This window comes from Streptomyces sp. NPDC102490, from assembly GCF_044765285.1.
Classification (GTDB): Bacteria; Actinomycetota; Actinomycetes; order Streptomycetales; family Streptomycetaceae; genus Streptomyces.
This window is the reverse complement of record NZ_JBIWJU010000007.1, coordinates 298,288-318,434: the sequence shown is the minus strand read 5'-3', so window position 1 is coordinate 318,434 and position 20,147 is coordinate 298,288. Positions and strand designations below refer to the sequence as shown.

Here is a 20,147-nt window from a genome sequence, read left to right as displayed (position 1 = left end):
CGGGTACCTCCGCCCCTCCACACCCCCCGGGAGCAGACGCATGGCCCACCCCTCCGGCGGACCGGCCGGGACGGACACGTTCCCGGCGCTGTGCGGGCACACGCACCTCTTCCCGGGGGCGCGCTGCCGCGTCCAAGGGCTCCCGGACCCGCACGCGTTCGTGGCCGCGCCCCGGCCGCTCGACGTGGACCTGCGGTTCTCCGACGGCGTGATGGTGGCGGCGCGGCTGCGCACCGAGCCGGGGGAGGGGCCGCCCCTGGTGCTGGCCGTCCCCGCCCACACCACGGCCGCCGGGACCCGGATCGACGCGCGGGCGTGGCGGGTGCGGGACCTGGTCGTGCGGGAGGGCGCCGACGTGGAACTCGTCGTCGGCGCCCTCCCGCGGTCCTGAGCCGGGCCGCTCGTGCGGCTGGTGCCGCTCAGTCCAGGGCGGCCGCGAACGAACCCGCCTCGTACGAGCCGCCCTGCTGGTGGGTGATCACGGCGAGCCGGTTGGCCGCGTTGATCATGGCGACCATGCAGACCAGCGCGGCGACCTCGTTGTCGTCGTAGTGCTTGCGCACCTGGGCCCACGTCTCGTCGGACACGCCCTGGTGGGCGTCGGCGAGCCGGGTGCCCTCCTCGGCGAGGGCCAGGGCGGCCCGCTCGGCCTCCGTGAACACGGTCGACTCGCGCCAGGCGGCGACCAGGTGGAGCCGTACCGCGCTCTCGCCCGCGGCGGCGGCCTCCTTGGTGTGCATGTCGATGCAGTGCCCGCAGCCGTTGATCTGGCTGGCCCGCAACGCCAGCAGCTCCTGCGTGGAGTGCGGCACGGTCGACTGCTGGAGGATCGTCGCGGTGCCCGCGAACCGCTTGGCGAACCGGCTGCCGACCTCGTTCTCGAACAGGTTGAATCGGGGGTCCATGGTCTCGTCCTCGCTCTCGGTGCCTCACTGACGCACACAAGACGCCGCCGTCCCGCACCCTGTGACAGGACGCGGACGTGACCCAGGCCACCACCGACGGGTGTCACGGAACCGGGGCGAGCGGTGTCCCGTGCGCGAGACACCGCCGGAACCGAACGAACGGGAGAAGCTGGTGACCAGCGAGAACAGCGGCCGGGAAGAGGACGGGGCCACGGAGGCGTTCGTCGCCCACCGCAACCTGCTCTTCACCGTGGCCTACGAGATGCTCGGCTCGGCCGCCGACGCCGAGGACGTGCTCCAGGAGACCTGGCTGAAGTGGGCGGGGGTCGACCTCGACACGGTGCGCGACCGGCGCGCGTACCTGGTCCGCATCACCACCCGCCAGGCCCTGAACCGGCTGCGTACGCTCGGCCGCCGCAAGGAGTCCTACGTCGGCTCCTGGCTGCCCGAGCCGCTGCTCACCACGCCCGACGTGGCCGAGGACGTCGAGCTGGCCGACAGCGTGTCGATGGCGATGATGCTGGTCCTGGAGACGCTGGGGCCGGTGGAGCGGGCGGTGTTCGTCCTGCGCGAGGTGTTCGACCTCGGCTACGACGAGATCGCCGAGGCGGTGGAGAAGAGCCCCGCCGCCGTCCGCCAGACCGCGCACCGGGCCCGCGCGCACGTCGCGGCACGCAGGCCGCGCGGAGCCGTCTCGCGCGCCGAGACCCGGGACGCGCTCGCCGCGTTCCAGCGGGCCGTCCAGACCGGTGACCTCCAGGGCCTGCTCGACATCCTCGCGCCGGACGTCGTCCTGCTCGGCGACGGCGGCGGCATCAAGCAGGCGGTGCTGCGGCCCATCGTCGGCGCCGACAAGGTGGCCCGCCTCATGCTGGGCGGCCTGGTCAAGCTCCCCGTCGCGATGACGATGGACCCGGCCCAGGTCAACGGCCACCCGGCCCTGGTCATCCGGCTCGACGGCGAGCTGGACACCGTGGTGGCGGTCCGCTTCGAGGCCGGCCGCATCACGGGGCTCTACGCGGTGCGCAACCCGGAGAAGCTGTCGCGCATGGGCGAGGAGACGGCCCTGAGCCGCTGAGCCGGGCGGCTCAGTGAGGTTCCGGGAACTGCGTGCTGTCCAACGCACCCGGCTGGAAGATCGGCGGCCGGCCCGCTGGGGACTCCACGAGAAAGGGGACAACGCCGGGAACAGCTGGTCCCACATCGAGTTGATGACGTGACCCCTCCGCGGTGTGCAGCCGGGGCGTCACGGTGCGGGCATGCCGTGACGCCGGGTGGAGCAGGACGTCGCCCAAGTCGACATGCTCTGCGCCGATGTCAGGCCGCCGACAGCTCGCACCACACGTACTTGCCCCGGTTGCCGTGTCTGGCCAGCGGATGCCACCCCCACACGTCCGCGCAGGCCCGCACCAGCGCGAGCCCTCGCCCCTCCTCCAGTTCCGTCACCCTCTCGAACCGCGCGGGCGGTTCCGGCGGCTCCGGGTCCGCGTCCCACGCCCCGATTCGCAGCGTGCCCGGCGGCGACCAGCGGATGCGGAGGGCGGCGGGGCCCTTGGTGTGCCGTACGGCGTTGGAGACCAGTTCGGTGGCGAGCAGTTCGGCCACGTCGACGAGGCGGATCAGCCCGTGCAGGGTGAGGACGAGGCGGAGGGTGCGGCGGCTGACGGTGACGGCGCGCAGGTCGTTGGGGATGTAGAGGGAGTACTCCCAGGGTTCTTTTTCGGGCATGCGGGATTCCCTTGCATGTGTGGGGAGTTGAGAGCGGGCCGGTGGCATTGCCGGAGCCGTCATGGCAGGACGGAACGGTGCGCTTCCGGTTTCGCACGGTGTGCGTCGCGTCACTGACGGTAGATCTAAATTTAGGGACGCGGCAAGTCGATCGCGTAATCTGACGCCGAAGGAGTTGCATCAACAGATGTGTGAAGAGGGCCAGTCGATGGTGAAGAGGCGCGAACCGACGGCACGTCAGGTGCGACTGGCAACCGAACTGCGCAGGCTCCGTGAGGCAGCGGGGTTCAACTCCCGCCAGGCGGCGGAGCTGCTCGGTGTGGCGCCCGCCCAGATCACTCACATCGAGTCCGCCCTCGCGGGCGTGAGTGAGCAGCGGGTTCGCCGACTGGCCTCCCACTACGCCTGTACGGACGAGGAGTTCGTCGACGCGCTCGTCGCCATGGCCACCGAGCGGTCAACCGGTTGGTGGGAGGAGTACCGAGGTCTGCTTCCCACGTCGTTCCTCGACCTGTCCGAGCTGGAACACCACGCCCGCTTCCTCCGCCACGTGGCGATCCTGTACGTACCGGGGCTGCTACAGACGGAGGACTACTCGCGTGCAGTCTTCTCCGCCAGGCTGCCGGAACTGACAGCCGAAGAACTGGAGTTGCGCATCCAGCACCGTAAGGGGCGCCAGCGGTTCGTCATCCCCTACGAAGCGGTGATCCACGAAGCGGCGCTTCGCATCAGAGTCGGTGACCGTGACACGTCCAGGGCCCAACTCACACGGCTTCTGGAGCTCTCCGAGGCGGAACACATCACCGTGCGTGTCATCCCCTTCGACCTGGACGGCTTCGCCGACGCCTCCAGCACGATGACGTATGTGGGCGGCCCGCTGCCGAAACTCGACACCGTGGTCCGCGACGCCCTTCACGGCTCGGCCTTCATCGATTCCGAGGCTCAGCTCAACACCTATCGAACAACTCTTCTTAAGGTGGAAGCCGCGTCACTCGATCCCGGACAGTCGCGGGATTTCATCCACCGTCTGGCGAAGGAGTTCTAAGACCCCATGGACAACTGGCGCAAGTCGTCCCACTCAGGCCCGGGCGACGGCAACGAATGCGTGGAGATAGCCACCTCGGACACTCACGTCGCCGTCCGCGACAGCAAGGCCCCCGCCCGGGCCACCCTCACCTTCCCCCGCGCCGCCTTCACCCGCTTCCTCGCGGTGACGACGGAGCCGGAGGGAAACCCGCCTCCCCGCTGACCCAGCACACCTCCCCGGGGCTGCCGTCACCCACGTCGAACAGGCAGCACGCGGCGCCGACCGTGGCGGCGAGGTCGGTGAACGTCCTCCGGATGCTCGCCGAGCGGGCGAACAGGCGGCTCAGGCCCGACGTCGACGCCCAGAACTCCAGGGCCGTGTACCGGGAGTCCAGGAAGGACGCGAACCGGACCGTCAGGTAGACGTACCCGATCCGGACCCGCCCGTCCTCCTCGGGCGGCAGTCCGTACGACTCCCCGTACGCCCGCACCGCGTCGTCGACCGGGAACATGAGGGACGTGTCCAGGTCGAGCGTCTCGCGGCCGGCGCAGTCCACCGGCTCGCTGCCGAACCCGGACGTGAAGGGGAGGACGATCCGCTCGCCCCCGGGCAGCGTGACGTCGAGCGGCGGCACGTCACGGGACGGGGGCGCCAACGCGGCCACGGCGGCCAGCGCCCCCGCGACGCTCCGAGGAGGCAGGTGGATGTCGTAGCCGTAAGTGAGCCCCATGTCTCCCTGATCCTGCCGCGGCGTGCACCCCTGTCACACCCCACCGGTACCGTCGGATCATGCCCAACCAGCCCCCCGCGGCCCCCGGTGAAAGGCGGCTCGCCACCCTCGAAGGCGTGCTGGAGAGGATCACGTACGCCAATGAGGAGAACGGCTACACCGTCGCCCGGGTCGACACCGGCAGAGGCGCCGGCGATCTGCTGACCGTCGTCGGCGCGCTGCTCGGTGCGCAGGTGGGGGAGTCGCTGCGGATGGAGGGGCGCTGGGGGTCGCATCCCCAGTACGGCAAGCAGTTCCACGTGGAGAACTACACGACGCTGCTGCCCGCCACCGTCCAGGGCATCCGGCGTTATCTGGGGTCCGGGCTGGTCAAGGGGATCGGGCCGGTCTTCGCGGACCGGATCACGCAGCACTTCGGGCTGGACACCCTCACCATCATCGAGGAGGAGCCCAAGCGGCTCATCGAGGTGCCCGGCCTCGGGCCCAAGCGGACCAAGAAGATCGCCGACGCCTGGGAGGAGCAGAAGGCGATCAAGGAGGTCATGCTCTTCCTCCAGACCGTCGAGGTGTCCACCTCCATCGCCGTGCGGATTTACAAGAAGTACGGGGACGCCTCGATCTCCGTCGTCAAGAACCAGCCCTACCGGCTCGCCGCCGACGTCTGGGGCATCGGCTTCCTCACCGCCGACAAGATCGCCCAGTCCGTCGGGATTCCGCACGACAGCCCGGAGCGGGTGAAGGCGGGGCTCCAGTACGCGCTCTCGCAGGCCACCGACCAGGGTCACTGCTACCTCCCCGAGGAGAAGCTGATCGCCGACGCGGTGAAGCTGCTCCAGGTGGACACCGGGCTGGTCATCGAGTGCCTGGGCGAGCTGGCCGCCGAGCCGGAGGAGGACGGGGAGGACCCCGGTGTGGTGCGGGAGAAGGTCCCCCACCCCGAGGGGGGTGAGCCCATCACCGCCGTCTACCTCGTGCCCTTCCACCGCGCCGAGCTGGCCCTCGCCGGGCAGCTGCGCCGCCTCCTGCACACCGACGAGGACCGGATGCCCGGCTTCCAGGACGTGGCCTGGGACAAGGCGCTCGGGTGGCTGAAGGGGCGCACCGGCGCCGACCTCGCGCCCGAGCAGGAGGCCGCCGTCAGGCTCGCGCTCAGCGAGAAGGTCGCCGTGCTCACCGGCGGCCCCGGCTGCGGCAAGTCCTTCACCGTCCGGTCGATCGTGGAGCTGGCGCGGGCCAAGAAGGCCAAGGTCGTGCTCGCCGCGCCCACCGGACGGGCCGCCAAGCGGCTCGCCGAGCTGACCGGCGCCGAGGCGTCCACCGTGCACCGGCTGCTGGAGCTGAAGCCCGGCGGCGACGCGGCCTACGACCGGGAACGGCCGCTCGACGCCGACCTGGTGGTGGTGGACGAGGCGTCGATGCTGGACCTCCTCCTCGCCAACAAGCTTGCGAAAGCCGTGCCGCCCGGCGCCCACCTGCTGCTCGTCGGAGACGTCGACCAGTTGCCCAGCGTGGGGGCCGGGGAAGTGCTCCGGGACCTGCTGGCGCCCGGCAGCCCCGTGCCCGCCGTCCGGCTCACCCGCGTCTTCCGGCAGGCCCAGCAGTCCGGCGTGGTCACCAACGCGCACCGGATCAACGCCGGGCAGCACCCCGTCACCGACGGCATGAAGGACTTCTTCCTCTTCGTCGAGGACGACACCGAGGAGGCCGGCCGGCTCACCGTCGACGTCGCCGCGCGGCGCATCCCCGCGAAGTTCGGGCTCGACCCGCGCCGGGACGTGCAGGTGCTGGCCCCCATGCACCGGGGACCGGCCGGCGCCGGCACGCTGAACGGGCTGCTCCAGCAGGCCGTCACCCCGGGCCGCCCGGACCTGCCCGAGAAGCGGTTCGGCGGACGCGTCTTCCGGGTCGGCGACAAGGTCACCCAGATCCGCAACAATTACGAGAAGGGCGAGAACGGCGTCTTCAACGGCACCGTTGGCGTCGTCACCTCGCTCGACCCGGTGGACCAGCGCCTCACGGTGCTGACCGACGAGGACGAGGAGGTGCCGTACGACTTCGACGAACTGGACGAACTGGCCCACGCCTACGCGGTCACCATCCACCGGTCCCAGGGCAGCGAGTACCCGGCCGTCGTGATCCCGGTGACGACCGGCGCCTGGATGATGCTCCAGCGGAACCTGCTGTACACCGCCGTCACCCGGGCGAAGAAGCTGGTCGTCCTGGTCGGTTCGCGCAAGGCGATCGGGCAGGCGGTGCGCACGGTGTCGGCCGGACGGCGGTGCACGGCGCTCGACTTCCGGCTCGCCGGGCCCCGGCCGTGAAACCTTGCGGCAGACCTGTCCACCCGTGTGAAAAAAATGATCGATCAAACGAGTCGGAAAGGTCACACAGCACTTCCGGATGGGCCCCGGAGGGGGCAGGATGAGCAAGTTGACGGCACTGAGTGCCGCCGATAGGCCCGATGGTCGACCCCGAGTGCACTCTCCTGAGCCAAGTGGGGGATGGTAGAGACAGTCAGGGCACCTCGAAGATGAGGCACTACGTCGGTGAGGGAAGACGTGAGCGAGCACACCAACAACTCGGTAGTACTGCGGTACGGCGACGGCGAGTACACCTACCCGGTGATCGACAGCACCGTCGGTGACAAGGGCTTCGACATCGGGAAGCTCCGCGCCCAGACCGGTCTGGTGACGCTGGACAGCGGTTACGGCAACACCGCCGCCTACAAATCCGCCATTACCTATCTGGACGGCGAAGCCGGCATCCTCCGGTACCGCGGCTACCCGATCGAGCAGCTGGCCGAGCGCTCCTCCTTCGTGGAGGTGGCCTACCTGCTGATCAACGGTGAGCTGCCGACCGTCGACGAGCTGTCCGCGTTCAAGGACGAGATCACGCAGCACACCCTGCTGCACGAGGACGTCAAGAACTTCTACAAGGGCTTCCCGCGCGACGCCCACCCGATGGCCATGCTCTCCTCGGTGGTCTCGGCGCTGTCCACCTTCTACCAGGACAGCCACAACCCGTTCGACGAGCGCCAGCGCAACCTCTCCACGATCCGGCTGCTCGCGAAGCTCCCGACGATCGCGGCCTACGCGTACAAGAAGTCGATCGGCCACCCGTTCGTCTACCCGCGCAACGACCTCGGCTACGTCGAGAACTTCCTGCGCATGACGTTCTCGGTGCCGGCGCAGGAGTACGACCTGGACCCGACGGTCGTCGCGGCGCTCGACAAGCTGCTGATCCTGCACGCGGACCACGAGCAGAACTGCTCGACCTCCACGGTCCGCCTGGTGGGCTCCTCGCAGGCCAACATGTTCGCCTCGATCTCCGCCGGCATCAACGCGCTGTGGGGCCCGCTGCACGGCGGCGCCAACCAGTCGGTGCTGGAGATGCTGGAAGGCATCCGCGACGCGGGCGGCGACGTCGACTCCTTCATCCGCAAGGTGAAGAACAAGGAGGACGGCGTCCGCCTGATGGGCTTCGGCCACCGGGTCTACAAGAACTTCGACCCGCGCGCCAAGATCATCAAGGCCGCCGCGCACGATGTGCTCTCCGCCCTCGGCAAGTCCGACGAGCTGCTGGACATCGCCCTGAAGCTGGAGGAGCACGCGCTCTCCGACGACTACTTCGTCTCGCGCAGCCTCTACCCGAACGTCGACTTCTACACCGGTCTGATCTACCGGGCCATGGGCTTCCCGACCGAGATGTTCACGGTCCTGTTCGCCCTCGGCCGGCTGCCGGGCTGGATCGCCCAGTGGCACGAGATGATCAAGGAGCCGGGTTCCCGCATCGGGCGCCCGCGCCAGATCTACACGGGCGTCGTCGAGCGCGACTTCGTCCCCGTCGAGGAGCGCTGACACCTGCCGGTGTCGGTGCCGTGCGCCTAGGAGTTCGTCGCTGAGGGGCGCGGGGCGGCTGCGGGCAGTCTCCGGGCTGGTCGCGCGGTTCCCCGCGCCCCTTCGGGCGCGTCGCACCACCGTAAGAAAGAAAGAAGGCGCCCTGGCGCCGGTCCCCCCACGGGCCGACGATCCAGGGCGCCTTCCCATGTCCCGGTGCGGATTCCCCCCACGGGATCCGGCCGGGCGTCTGTGAGGACAGCGCCTGAATTCGCTGTGTCGTGCTGGTGGTGCTCGGTCTCGCACTGGTGGTGCTCGCCGTGCGGTCTGCCGGGACAGCGCACGCCCGGGAGGGCCGCTCAAAGCTTCCCGGTGTACGTGTCCCGGCAACGCAGCTCTGGGAAAGTCCCCCAAGACATCCCCAGATGCCAGGTGGCGCCCCCCAAGACGCTGCCTGACATCGCCAACTTAGACCTTCGAACCCCTTCGATGGTTACGTTCGCATCACTGTGATCTGCGTCTCTTGCATATGTCCGTTAGGTGCGCAAGAGGCCCGTACGTCGCGCGGGCCCCCAGCGTAAGGAAGATGCGCGAGGCTTGTGAAGAGCTTATGTGAGGTGCGTGCCGGACTCCAGAGGCACAGCCCCACGACCTGCGTGAAATGCGAACTAGTGAAAGGTGCGCAGCCGGAGGCTGTTGGTGACCACGAAGACCGAGGAGAAGGCCATCGCCGCTCCCGCGATCATCGGGTTCAGCAGCCCGGCGGCGGCCAGCGGCAGCGCCGCCACGTTGTAGCCGAAGGCCCACACGAGGTTGCCCTTGATCGTGGCCAGGGTGCGCCGGGACAGCCGGATCGCGTCCGCCGCCACCCGCAGGTCGCCGCGCACCAGCGTCAGGTCGCCTGCCTCGATCGCCGCGTCCGTCCCCGTGCCCATCGCCAGGCCCAGGTCGGCGGTGGCGAGCGCGGCCGCGTCGTTGACGCCGTCCCCGACCATGGCGACCGTACGGCCCTCGGCCCGCAGCCGCTCCACCACCGCGACCTTGTCCTCGGGCAGCACCTCGGCGATCACCTCGTCGATGCCGACGGCCGCCGCGACCGACTCGGCCACCCGGCGGTTGTCGCCGGTCAGCAGGACCGGGGTCAGGCCCAGCCGGCGCAGCCCGGCCACCGCCTCGGCGCTGGTCTCCCTGACCGCGTCCGCCACGGCGACGACCCCGCGCGCCGCGCCGTCCCAGCCGACCACGACGGCCGTACGGCCGTTCCTCTCGGCCTCGTCCGCGGCCCGGGCGACCTCGGGCGGCAGGGTGTCGTAGAGGCGCCCCACGGCCACCTGGCGGCCCGCCACGCGGGCGCGTACGCCGCGCCCGGGGACGTTCTCGAAGTCCTCGACGCCCGGCAGCGCGCCGAGCCGCTCCTCGGCGCCGGCCGCGACCGCGCGGGCCACCGGATGCTCGGAGGCGTGCTCGACCGCGCCCGCGAGCCGCAGCAACTCGACCTCGTCGGTGCCCTCGGCGGCGTACACCTCGTGCAGGGTCATGCGGCCGGTGGTGACGGTGCCGGTCTTGTCCAGGACGACCGTGTCGACGCGCCGCGTGGACTCCAGCACCTCGGGGCCCTTGATGAGGATGCCGAGCTGGGCGCCGCGCCCGGTGCCGACCAGCAGCGCGGTCGGCGTGGCGAGGCCCAGCGCGCACGGGCAGGCGATGATCAGGACGGCGACGGCCGCGGTGAACGCGGCGACCGTGTCACCGGTCGCGCCCAGCCAGCCGCCGAAGGTGGCGACCGCGATCAGCAGGACCACCGGCACGAAGACGCCGGAGATCCGGTCGGCGAGCCGCTGCACCTCGGCCTTGCCGCTCTGCGCGTCCTCCACCAGCTTCGCCATCCGCGCCAGCCGGGTGTCCGCGCCGACCCGGGTCGCCTCGACCACCAGCCGGCCCCCGGCGTTCACCGTGGCACCGGTGACGGCGTCGCCGACGGTGACGTCGACCGGCACGGACTCGCCGGTCAGCAGCGAGGCGTCCACAGCGGAGGCACCCTCGGTCACCGTGCCGTCGGTGGCGATCTTCTCGCCGGGCCGTACGACGAACCGGTCGCCCACGGCCAGGTGGGCCACCGGTATCCGCACCTCGCGCCCGTCCCTCAGGACCGCGACGTCTTTGGCGCCCAGCTCCATCAGCGCCCGCAGCGCGGCCCCGGCGCGGCGCTTGGAGCGGGCCTCCAGCCAGCGGCCGAGGAGCAGGAAGGCGGTGACCCCGGCGGCGGCCTCCAGGTAGATCGCGGAGGCGCCGTCCGCGCGGGAGACGGTGAGGTCGAAGCCGTGCCGCATGCCCGGCATGCCCGCGTCGCCGAAGAACAGCGCCCACAGGGACCAGCCGAACGCCGCCAGCGTGCCGAGCGAGACCAGCGTGTCCATGGTGGCCGCGCCGTGCCGCAGGCCCGTCCAGGCGGCGCGGTGGAAGGGCAGCCCGCCCCACACCACGACGGGCGCGGCCAGGGTGAGCGAGAGCCACTGCCAGTTGTCGAACTGGAGCGCCGGGACCATCGCGAGCAGGACCACGGGGGCGGCCAGCAGCACCGAGACGACCAGGCGCTGCCCAAGGGCCGACAGCTCCGGGTCGTCGCCGCTCTCCCCGGGACCGGCCCCGTCCGAGGGCTCCGGGGGCGGCGCGGGCTCCTCGCCGGTGTACCCGGTCTTCACGACGGTGGCGATCAGGTCGGCGACCCCGGTGGTCGCCGGGTAGCTGACCCGGGCCTTCTCCGTCGCGTAGTTCACCGTGGCGGTCACACCGTCCATGCGGTTGAGCTTCTTCTCGACGCGGGCCGCGCAGGAGGCGCAGGTCATCCCGCCGATGAGCAGCTCGACCTCGGCGCGGCCGGGCTCGGCGGCCGTCGCGGCGGTGCGGGGGTCCGCGGTGGTACGGGTGTCCGCGGTGCTGCTGGTCATGGTCCGGACTCCAGGGACGGTGGGGGCGCCGGGCTCAGGCCCGGCCGACGAGCTCGAAGCCCGCCTCGTCCACCGCGGCGCGCACCGCCGCGTCGTCGAGGGGGGCCTCGGAGACGACGGTGACCTCACCGGTGGCGGCGACGGCCTGCACGGAGCCGACGCCCGCGATCTCGGAGATCTCGCCGGAGACGGCGCCCTCGCAGTGGCCGCAGCTCATGCCGCTCACCTTGTAGACGGTGGTGACGGAGCCCTGGGTGGTGTCGGTCTGGGCGCTCATGTCGTTACTCCTCGTCGGGGGACGTGCGTGGGCGGGTACCCGTGGTCCGGCCGGGACCACTCACTCCACCTTACCCCTAGGGGGTATAAAGCCGAGATTCACCCGTCACCCGCGTCCCACCCGCGTCGCGCCCCCGTCACGCACCTGCGCGGCCCACTCGTGGTCGAGGACCGCCATCAGCACCTCGTCCACCCAGGCGCCGCCCCGCCGGGCGGCCTCCCGCCGCACGCCCTCCACCACGAAACCGGCCTTCTCGTACACCCGCCGGGCCCGTGGGTTGTCGGCGTACACCTCCAACTGGACGCGGTGCAGGCCGACCTGCTCGAAGGCGTGCCCGACGATGAGCCGCGTCGCCTCGCTGCCCAGCCCGCGGCCCCGGCCCCGGGGCCCCACGAGGGTGCGGAAGGTGCAGCCGCGGGCCGCCGGGTCCCACTCGTACAGGACGACCTCGCCGACGAGTTCGCCGGTCTCCCGGTCGGTGACGGCCAGGTCGAGCCGGTCGGGATCGGCGGTGCGCACGCCGTACCAGGAGCGCAGTTTGTCGAGGGTGAGTTCGGTGGCCGGCTCGAAGGTGAAGCGGACGACCTCGGGATCGTTGACGATCTCCCACATCACGTCGGCGTCCTCAGCGGTGAACGGCCGCAGGACGGTCTTTTCGCCGGTGAGGACGGGTTTCACGGAGAAGTCCATGCCCGGCACTGTGCCCCACGCGACGGTGGGGCACAGAACGGTTTTCCGGCGGGCCGGGCTACTTGTTCCGGTTGCGGGGGCGGGACGCCACCCAGGACCGGACCGTGTCCGCGTACCAGTACGGCTTACCGCCCTCCACGTGGTCCGGCGGGGGCAGCAGCCCGTGCTTGCGGTACGACCGCACGGTGTCCGGCTGGACGCGGATGTGGGCCGCGATGTCCTTGTAGGACCAGAGCCTTCGGTCGGTCACTCGTTGCACCTCCCCGCGCGCGCCGCGGCGGCGACCGGGGACGGTCGCCGGGGGTGGCCGGGCGCTGCGCTGGCGATCACCAAGCCTGTTCCGGGTGAACGACGCGGAGTGCGGGGCGGTCGGGGGCCGTTCCCGGGTGTGACGGAAACCCCGCGTGCGCGTGACATGTGTGACCCGCAGGGCGCTTTTGTGACACGAGTGCCACACAGGCGTACGCCGTCGTTCAGGCGCGGCGCGTTGACTGTGGCGGCCGGCCGTGCTCCGCCGTACGTCCGGTCGTACGCCCGCGGGCGGCCCCAGGACCGCCACTCGGAGCAAGTCGTCCGAATGTCCGGACAAAACATTGACAGGCCGCACGCGCAGGGCTAGAAACCGGGGTGACGCACGGGCGCGGGCAAGAAGGGAACGCGATGGCGCACGACCCGATGGCACACGGCCCGGTCGCCGGTTCCCCCACCGAACGCCTCCGGCGCGGGAAGGCGGCCTCGCCCTGGCAGGAGCGAGGCACGAGCGCCGACTCCCCGCTCGCACCGGCTCCGCGCCGGAGGTCCCCGCGTCGCGTCCCGGCGCGGGCCGCCCCCACTGCCCCACGTGTCTACGCGGACGCCCAAACCGCAGACACAGTGTCGGGCGCGTCCGCGGCGCCCGGCTGCTGGGATGGAGTCAGGGCCGAGACCGCGACCCGACCGTCGCCGGTCCCGGCCCGCGCGCAGCACGAGCAGCGTGAGCTGCACCCACGGCACGTCTGGACCCGTCGCCGCCATCTGTGAAGGAGTTCTCGGTCATGACGAACATCGTCAACCACTGGATCGGCGGCAAGACCGCCGAAGGCGCCTCGGGCACGTACGGGCCGGTGACGGACCCGGCGACCGGCGAGGTCACCACCGAGGTCGCCTTCGCCTCCGTCGACGAGGTGGACGCCGCGGTCGCCGCCGCCAAGGAGGCGTACCTGACCTGGGGTCAGTCGTCCCTGGCGCAGCGGACCTCGATCCTCTTCAAGTTCCGGGCGCTGCTGGACGCGCACCGCGACGAGATCGCCGAGCTGATCACCGCCGAGCACGGCAAGGTGCACTCCGACGCGCTCGGCGAGGTCGCGCGCGGCCTGGAGATCGTCGACCTGGCCTGCGGCATCACCGTCCAGCTCAAGGGCGAGCTGTCGACGCAGGTCGCCACCCGCGTCGACGTGTCCTCGATCCGGCAGCCGCTCGGCGTGGTCGCGGGCATCACGCCGTTCAACTTCCCGGCGATGGTGCCGCTGTGGATGTTCCCGATCGCCATCGCCTGCGGCAACACCTTCGTGCTCAAGCCGAGCGAGAAGGACCCGTCGGCCGCCGTGAAGCTCGCCGAACTGCTCTCCGAGGCCGGTCTGCCGGACGGCGTCTTCAATGTGGTGCACGGTGACAAGGTGGCCGTCGACCGCCTCCTGGAGCACCCGGACGTCAAGGCGGTCTCCTTCGTCGGCTCGACCCCGATCGCCCGCTACATCCACACCACCGCCTCCGCCAACGGCAAGCGCGTGCAGGCCCTCGGCGGCGCCAAGAACCACATGCTGGTGCTGCCGGACGCCGACCTCGACGCGGCGGCCGACGCAGCCGTGAGCGCCGCCTACGGCTCGGCCGGCGAGCGCTGCATGGCGATCTCCGCGGTCGTCGCGGTCGGTGCCGTCGGCGACGAGCTGGTGGAGAAGATCCGCGAACGCGCCGAGAAGATCAAGATCGGCCCCGGCACCGACCCGTCCTCCGAGATGGGCCCGCTGATCACCAAGGCGCACCGCGACAAGGTCGCCTCCTACGTCGCGGGCGCGGCGGCCGAGGGCTGCGAGGTCGTCCTGGACGGCACCGGGTACACGGTGGACGGCCACGAGGACGGCCACTGGATCGGCATCTCCCTGCTCGACCGGGTGCCGACCACCGCGAAGGCGTACCAGGACGAGATCTTCGGCCCCGTCCTGTGCGTGCTGCGTGCCGAGACGTACGACGAGGGCGTGGCCCTCATCAACGCCTCGCCGTTCGGCAACGGCACCGCGATCTTCACCCGGGACGGCGGCGCGGCCCGCCGCTTCCAGCTGGAGATCGAGGCCGGCATGGTCGGCGTCAACGTCCCGATCCCGGTCCCCGTCGGCTACCACTCCTTCGGCGGCTGGAAGGACTCGCTCTTCGGCGACCACCACATCTACGGCAACGACGGCACGCACTTCTACACCCGCGGCAAGGTCGTCACCACCCGCTGGCCGGACCCGGCCGACGCCCCGGCGGGCGTGGACCTGGGCTTCCCGCGCAACCACTGAGACAGCTGCGGCTCCAGGGTGCCGTGGTCCCGCCGGGACCACGGCACCCTTGTGCGTGGCGGTTTTTTTTGCCCCGCCCCCTACGGTTCCCGCACGGCTCAAACTCCCGTCGCGTCAAGGGGCATGCTGCTGTTTACAGAGGTATGGACGGTAGCGATCAACGGTTTCCGTAGGTAAACACCCATTGACGCAGCGGTTTTCGTCGCGATTCCATCTGGCGTCGGGAGCGAAACAGAACGAGTACGACCCAGCCTCCGGAGGCGATAGCGCTCCCTCGCGAACCACGCCGCACGAGTCGATCGGAACCGCTCCATGACCGACACGCTTCGCCCCGCCGAGACCGCCGCCGCGCCCCCGGACGTTCCGGCACCTCCGGAGTCCAGGACGCTCAAGCGTTCCATCGGGGTCGTCGGCGGCACCCTGCTGACGCTGTCGTGCGTGACCCCCGCCTCCACCCTGTTCGTGGTCGTCCCCGACCTCTTCGGCTCGCTCGGCACCGCCACCGCGCTGACCATCGCCATCGGCTCCGTGCTCTGCGTCGCCGTGGCGTTCTGCTACTCGGAGCTGGGCACCCTGGTCCCCAGCGCGGGCGGCGAGTACGCCATGGTGTCGACGATGGCCGGGCGCCTGGCGGGCTGGCTGGTCTTCGTGCTGTCCCTGCTGGTCGTCATGATCGTGCCCCCGGTGATCGCCATGGGCACGGCCGACTACCTCGAACCGATCCTGCACCTCGACCCCTCCCTGGCGGGCGCCGGCGTCATGCTGCTGGCCACCCTCGCCGGGCTGCTCGACCTGCGCGCCAACGCCTGGATCACCGGCGTCTTCCTGGTCCTGGAGGTCATCGCCGCGGCCGTCGTCGCGGTGCTGGGCTTCGCCCACGCCGAGCGCGGCCCCGGCAGCCTCGTGTCGATGGAGGTGGGCGGCGCCCACGGCGGAGCGGACCCCGTGACCGCCATGCTGGTCGTCTCCGGGCTCGCCATCGCCCTCTTCATCACGCAGGGCTTCTCCACCGCCGTCTACCTCTCCGAGGAACTGGAGAACCCGCGCCGCAACGTCGCCCGCACGGTGCTGGCCACCCTCGCCATCTCCACGGTGATCATCCTGGTCCCGGTCGTCGCCATCACCTTCGGCGCCTCCGACCTGACGGAGCTGACCGGCGGCGACATCGGCGCCATGGTCACCGCCTGGTCCAGCTCCGCCGTCGGCACCTTCGTCAGCCTCTGCGTGGCCCTCGCCATCATCAACGCGGGCATCGTCATGGTCATCCAGAACTCGCGCGTGCTGTTCGCCTCCGCTCGCGACAAGGCCTGGCCCGCCCCGGTCAACGGGCTCTTCGCCCGGCTCGGCCGGTTCGGCTCCCCGTGGGTCGCCACCCTCGCCGTCGGCGTGCCGGGCGCCGCGCTGTGCTACGTCAACCTCGACACCCTGTACGGCGTCACCGGCGTCTCCGTGACCGCGATGTACCTGCTGGTCGCGGTCGCCGCCCTGCTGTCCCGGCGCGGCGCCCACGGGCACGCGCACGCGTGGCGGATGCCGCTGTGGCCGGTGGTGCCGGTGCTGCTGATCGTGGTCCTCGCCTACATCCTGACCCAGCAGGAGACCGGCCACCTGCTGCTGACCGGCGGCATCGCGGCCGTCGCCACCCTGTACTGGGCCCTGTACCTGCGCCCGCGCCGCGCCACCCGCTGGCTGGTGACGGTCCCGCAGGACGTCCGCGAGCCCGCCGGACCGTGACGGCCCGCGGGCGCGGGGCAGTCCGCCGGGCGTGACCGCCCTACCACGCCCGTGGTACGCGCGAACGGCCCCGTACGTCCGTGGGAGGGCCGCCGGTTCAGCCCCGGGGCGGCCTCCGGTGCCGGCGGCGGCCCGTACCGTTGACCCATGGATCTTCGACTGCCCCGCGTGCGAGGGCTGCTACGCGGGCCGCGGCGGACGCTCTCCGCCGCGGCCGCCGTCGTCGTGCTCGCCGGCGCCGGGACGTGGACGGCCGTCGCCGGTGACGACCCGGCCCCGGTGCGGCGCGCCGACCGGGTCACGGCGGTGGGCGACGGCGTGCGCCTGGACACCTCGTACTTCACGGCGGGCCCCGAAGGCCGCCGCCCGGCCGTCCTGCTCGCGCACGGTTTCGGCGGCAGCAAGGACGACGTACGGGAGCAGGCCGAGGACCTGGCGAGGGACGGGTACGCGGTCCTGACCTGGTCGGCGCGCGGCTTCGGCAGGTCCACCGGGAAGATCGGGCTGAACGCGCCGGACGGCGAGGTCGCCGACGTGTCCCGCCTGATCGACTGGCTCGCGGAGCAGCCCCAGGTCGAGCTGGACCGGGACGGCGACCCCCGGGTGGGCGTCGCGGGCGGTTCCTACGGCGGCGCGGTCGCGCTGCTGGCGGCCGGACACGACACCCGGGTGGACGCCGTCGCCCCGGCGATCACGTACTGGAACCTGGCGGACGCGCTGTTCCCGAACGGCGTCTTCAAGAAGCTGTGGGCCGGCATCTTCGTCAACTCCGGCGGCGGCTGCGACCGGTTCGAGGCCGACCTGTGCCGCATGTACCAGCGGGTCGCCGAGTCCGGCACACCCGACGCCGCGGCCGTGAAGCTTCTCAAGGAGCGCAGCCCGCAGGCGGTGGGCGGGCGGATCAAGGTGCCCACCCTGCTGACGCAGGGCCAGACCGACTCCCTGTTCCCGCTCGGCCAGGCCGACGCCGCGGCGCGGGCGATCCGGGCGAACGGCGCGCCCGTCGACGTCGACTGGATCGCGGGCGGCCACGACGGCGGCGACCTGGAGACCGACCGCGTCCAACAGCGCGTGGCCGACTGGTTCGACCGCTACCTGAAGGACGACGCGGGCGCCGACACCGGCCCCGCCTTCCGCGTCACCCGCACCGGAGGCGTCGACTCCACCGACGGTCAGGCGCAGTTGCGCGGCGCGAGCGCCGACCGCTACCCGGGCCTGGCGAACGGACAGCGCTCCGTACCCCTGCGCGGCCGCGAGCAGCACGTCGACAACCCCGCCGGGGCCAACCCGCCCGCCGTCTCCGCCCTTCCCGGCATCGGCGGCTCCGGCGGGCTCTCCCAGCTCTCCTCGCTCGGCGTCGGCGTCTCCCTGGACTTCCCCGGCCAGTACGCCGCGTTCGAGTCCGCCCCGGTCGGTGACGACCTGCGGATCACCGGCTCGCCGACGGCCACCGTCCACGTCCGCTCCACCGCCGAGGACGCCGTCCTGTTCGCCAAGGTGTACGACGTCGGCCCCGGCGGAGCCTCGCCCGTGCTCCCCTCCCAGCTGGTCGCCCCCGTCCGCGTCGAGGACGCCAAGGCCGGCCGGGACGTGACGGTCACCCTCCCGGCGATCGACCACGAGGTGGAGCAGGGCCACCGCCTGCGCCTGGTCCTCGCCTCCACCGACCTCGGGTACGCCTCCCCGGCCGCCCCGGCGACGTACACCGTCTCCCTCAGGGGCGACCTGAAGGTGCCGACCGCCCCCGGCGTGACGACCGCCGCCGCCCCGCTGCCCGCCTGGGTGTGGTGGCTGCCCCTGGCCGGTGCCGCCGTCGCCCTCGCCCTGCTGTGGACGGCCCGCCGCCGCACCGCCGCGCCCGCCCCCGACCCCGCGCTGGCCGACGTACCCCTGCGGATCGCCGGCCTGAGCAAGCGGTACGCCGGGTCCGCCGACCGGTACGCGGTAAAGGAGCTGTCGTTCCGGGTGGAGAAGGGGCAGGTGCTCGGCCTGCTCGGGCCCAACGGCGCGGGCAAGACCACCACCCTGCGGATGCTGATGGGCCTGATCACACCGGACGACGGCGAGGTCAGGGTCTTCGGCCACGCCATCCGGCCCGGCGCCCCGGTGCTGTCCCGGGTCGGCGCCTTCGTCGAGGGCGCGGGTTTCCTGCCGCACCTGTCCGGCCGGGAGAACCTGGAGCTGTACTGGCGGGCCACGGGCCGCCCGCCCGAGGACGCCCACCTGGACGAGGCCCTTCAGATCGCCGGACTCGGCGACGCGCTCGCCCGCGCGGTGCGCACCTACTCCCAGGGCATGCGCCAGCGCCTCGCCATCGCCCAGGCCATGCTCGGCCTGCCCGACCTCCTCATCCTCGACGAACCGACCAACGGCCTGGACCCGCCGCAGATCCGCGAGATGCGCGAGGTGATGATCCGCTACGCGGCGGCCGGACGCACCGTGATCGTCTCCAGCCACCTGCTGGCCGAGGTCGAGCAGACCTGCACCCACCTCGTGGTCATGGACCGGGGCCGGCTGGTCCAGGCGGGCCCGGTCGCCGAGATCATCGGCTCCGGCGACACCCTCCTGGTCGGCACCGGCCTGCCCGTGGACGAACCGCTCGTGGACAAGGTCGCCGCCCTGCCCGGCGTGGCCTCGGTCGTGCACACCGACGACGGGCTCCTGATCCGCCTCGACCCCGGCGGCACCGCGCCCGGCCTGGTCGCCGAACTGGTCCGGCTCGACGTGCCCGTGGCGTCGGTCGGCCCGCACCGCCGCCTGGAGGACGCCTTCCTCACCCTGATCGGAGGTTCCGCATGAGCACGCCCACCCAGCCGGTGGCGACCGCGCCCGCGACCGGAGCGGCGCCGGCGTCCGACTCCGCCCACGGCTACCGGGCGGGCCGCACCCTGCCCCTGCGGGTGGAGCTGGTGCGCCAGCTCAAGCGGCGCCGCACCCTGGTCATGGGCGCGATCCTCGCCGCCCTGCCGTTCGTCCTCGTCGTCGCCTTCGCGATCGGCGGCGAGCCGGAGGGCCCCGACGACCGCATCACCCTGATGGACACCGCCACCGCCTCCGGCGCCAACTTCGCGGCGGTCAACCTCTTCGTCTCGGCGGGCTTCCTGCTGGTCGTCCCGGTCGCCCTGTTCTGCGGGGACACCGTGGCCTCCGAGGCGAGCTGGTCCTCCCTGCGTTATCTGCTCGCCGCGCCGGTGCCGCGCGCCCGGCTGCTCGCGTCCAAGCTGGCCGTCGGGCTCGGGCTGAGCCTGGCGGCGATGGTGCTGCTGCCCCTGGTGGCACTGGCCGTGGGCACGGTCGCCTACGGCTGGGGCCCGCTGGCCATCCCCACCGGCGGCTCGCTCGCGCCGGGCACGGCCGCGCAGCGCCTGGTGGTGGTCGTGGCGTACATCTTCGTGTCCCAACTGGTCACCGCCGCGCTCGCGTTCTGGCTGTCGACCAGGACCGACGCCCCGCTCGGCGCGGTCGGCGGCGCCGTCGGCCTCACCATCGTCGGCAACGTCCTGGACGCCGTGACGGCGCTGGGCCACTGGCGCGACTTCCTGCCCGCGCACTGGCAGTTCGCCTGGGCGGACGCCGTCCAGCCGAACCTTCAGTGGTCGGGCATGATCCAGGGCACGGCGGTCTCGGTCACGTACGCGCTGGTGCTGTTCGCCCTGGCCTTCCGGGGGTTCGCCCGCAAGGACATCGTGTCGTAGGTCCCCGGAGGATCACCCACCGGTCTCGGCGGCACGCCCC

General features: G+C 71.9%; 17 protein-coding genes. 10 read left to right on the top strand and 7 right to left on the bottom strand.

Annotation, left to right across the window (positions count from 1 at the left end; translation table 11 throughout):
• Positions 1–40 precede the first annotated feature (40 nt).
• Positions 41–391 (top strand): hypothetical protein, encoded by a 351-nt coding sequence (locus ACIRGB_RS18305; RefSeq protein WP_403865559.1) that lies wholly within the window; start codon positions 41–43, stop codon positions 389–391.
• Between the two features lie 28 nt (positions 392–419).
• On the opposite strand, the gene ACIRGB_RS18300 is transcribed toward ACIRGB_RS18305, so the two are convergent.
• Positions 420–905, bottom strand: coding sequence for a carboxymuconolactone decarboxylase family protein (locus ACIRGB_RS18300; protein ID WP_403865555.1), 486 nt, complete (start codon positions 903–905; stop codon positions 420–422).
• Positions 906–1,035: 130 nt separating this feature from the next.
• Here ACIRGB_RS18300 and ACIRGB_RS18295 point away from each other — a divergent pair, with 130 nt between their 5' ends.
• Positions 1,036–1,983: an RNA polymerase sigma-70 factor gene (locus ACIRGB_RS18295; RefSeq protein ID WP_403865552.1), complete on the top strand. Its 948-nt coding sequence runs from the start codon at positions 1,036–1,038 to the stop codon at positions 1,981–1,983.
• A 239-nt stretch (positions 1,984–2,222) separates the two neighbouring features.
• On the opposite strand, the gene ACIRGB_RS18290 is transcribed toward ACIRGB_RS18295, so the two are convergent.
• Positions 2,223–2,633 (bottom strand): ATP-binding protein, encoded by a 411-nt coding sequence (locus tag ACIRGB_RS18290; protein WP_403865549.1) that lies wholly within the window; start codon positions 2,631–2,633, stop codon positions 2,223–2,225.
• Positions 2,634–2,841: 208 nt separating this feature from the next.
• Between ACIRGB_RS18290 and ACIRGB_RS18285 the strand changes: the two genes are divergently transcribed.
• Both ACIRGB_RS18285 and ACIRGB_RS18280 read left to right on the top strand, forming a co-directional pair.
• Positions 2,842–3,678 carry a helix-turn-helix domain-containing protein gene (locus tag ACIRGB_RS18285; protein ID WP_403866040.1) on the top strand — a complete coding sequence of 279 codons (837 nt, stop codon included), beginning with the start codon at positions 2,842–2,844 and terminating at the stop codon, positions 3,676–3,678.
• Positions 3,679–3,684: 6 nt separating this feature from the next.
• Entirely contained in the window at positions 3,685–3,882 is a 198-nt protein-coding gene (locus ACIRGB_RS18280; RefSeq protein WP_403865547.1) for a DUF397 domain-containing protein, read from the top strand.
• Here the strand turns inward: ACIRGB_RS18280 and ACIRGB_RS18275 are convergent.
• A complete protein-coding gene (locus ACIRGB_RS18275) occupies positions 3,827–4,390 on the bottom strand; it encodes a hypothetical protein (protein ID WP_403865544.1) in 564 nt (187 codons plus the stop codon). The genes ACIRGB_RS18280 and ACIRGB_RS18275 overlap by 56 nt on opposite strands.
• A gap of 59 nt (positions 4,391–4,449) precedes the next feature.
• Here ACIRGB_RS18275 and ACIRGB_RS18270 point away from each other — a divergent pair, with 59 nt between their 5' ends.
• Entirely contained in the window at positions 4,450–6,711 is a 2,262-nt protein-coding gene (locus tag ACIRGB_RS18270) for an ATP-dependent RecD-like DNA helicase (RefSeq protein ID WP_403865541.1), read from the top strand.
• Between the two features lie 225 nt (positions 6,712–6,936).
• Positions 6,937–8,247: a citrate synthase gene (locus ACIRGB_RS18265; protein ID WP_403865538.1), complete on the top strand. Its 1,311-nt coding sequence runs from the start codon at positions 6,937–6,939 to the stop codon at positions 8,245–8,247.
• Positions 8,248–8,894: 647 nt separating this feature from the next.
• Here ACIRGB_RS18265 and ACIRGB_RS18260 read toward each other — a convergent pair.
• The 4 genes from ACIRGB_RS18260 to ACIRGB_RS18245 form a co-directional block, all read right to left on the bottom strand.
• Entirely contained in the window at positions 8,895–11,174 is a 2,280-nt protein-coding gene (locus ACIRGB_RS18260) for a heavy metal translocating P-type ATPase (protein ID WP_403865535.1), read from the bottom strand.
• A 34-nt stretch (positions 11,175–11,208) separates the two neighbouring features.
• A complete protein-coding gene (locus ACIRGB_RS18255; protein WP_403865532.1) occupies positions 11,209–11,451 on the bottom strand; it encodes a heavy-metal-associated domain-containing protein in 243 nt (80 codons plus the stop codon).
• A gap of 105 nt (positions 11,452–11,556) precedes the next feature.
• Entirely contained in the window at positions 11,557–12,141 is a 585-nt protein-coding gene (locus ACIRGB_RS18250) for a GNAT family N-acetyltransferase (RefSeq protein WP_403865530.1), read from the bottom strand.
• Between the two features lie 58 nt (positions 12,142–12,199).
• Positions 12,200–12,391: a helix-turn-helix transcriptional regulator gene (locus ACIRGB_RS18245; RefSeq protein WP_403865527.1), complete on the bottom strand. Its 192-nt coding sequence runs from the start codon at positions 12,389–12,391 to the stop codon at positions 12,200–12,202.
• Positions 12,392–13,175: 784 nt separating this feature from the next.
• On the opposite strand from ACIRGB_RS18245, the gene mmsA reads away from it, so the two are divergent.
• The 4 genes from mmsA (at position 13,176) to ACIRGB_RS18225 (ending at position 20,107) form a co-directional block, all read left to right on the top strand.
• Entirely contained in the window at positions 13,176–14,678 is a 1,503-nt protein-coding gene (gene mmsA / locus ACIRGB_RS18240) for a CoA-acylating methylmalonate-semialdehyde dehydrogenase (RefSeq protein ID WP_403865524.1), read from the top strand.
• 312 nt (positions 14,679–14,990) lie between these two features.
• On the top strand, positions 14,991–16,412 hold the full coding sequence (locus ACIRGB_RS18235; protein ID WP_403865521.1) for an APC family permease: 1,422 nt from the start codon (positions 14,991–14,993) through the stop codon (positions 16,410–16,412).
• Positions 16,413–16,559: 147 nt separating this feature from the next.
• A complete protein-coding gene (locus ACIRGB_RS18230) occupies positions 16,560–19,211 on the top strand; it encodes an alpha/beta fold hydrolase (RefSeq protein ID WP_403865518.1) in 2,652 nt (883 codons plus the stop codon).
• Complete coding sequence (locus ACIRGB_RS18225) at positions 19,208–20,107, top strand: ABC transporter permease (protein WP_403865515.1); 900 nt, start codon at positions 19,208–19,210, stop codon at positions 20,105–20,107. The genes ACIRGB_RS18230 and ACIRGB_RS18225 overlap by 4 nt, the downstream gene beginning before the upstream one ends.
• Positions 20,108–20,147: the final 40 nt, after the last annotated feature.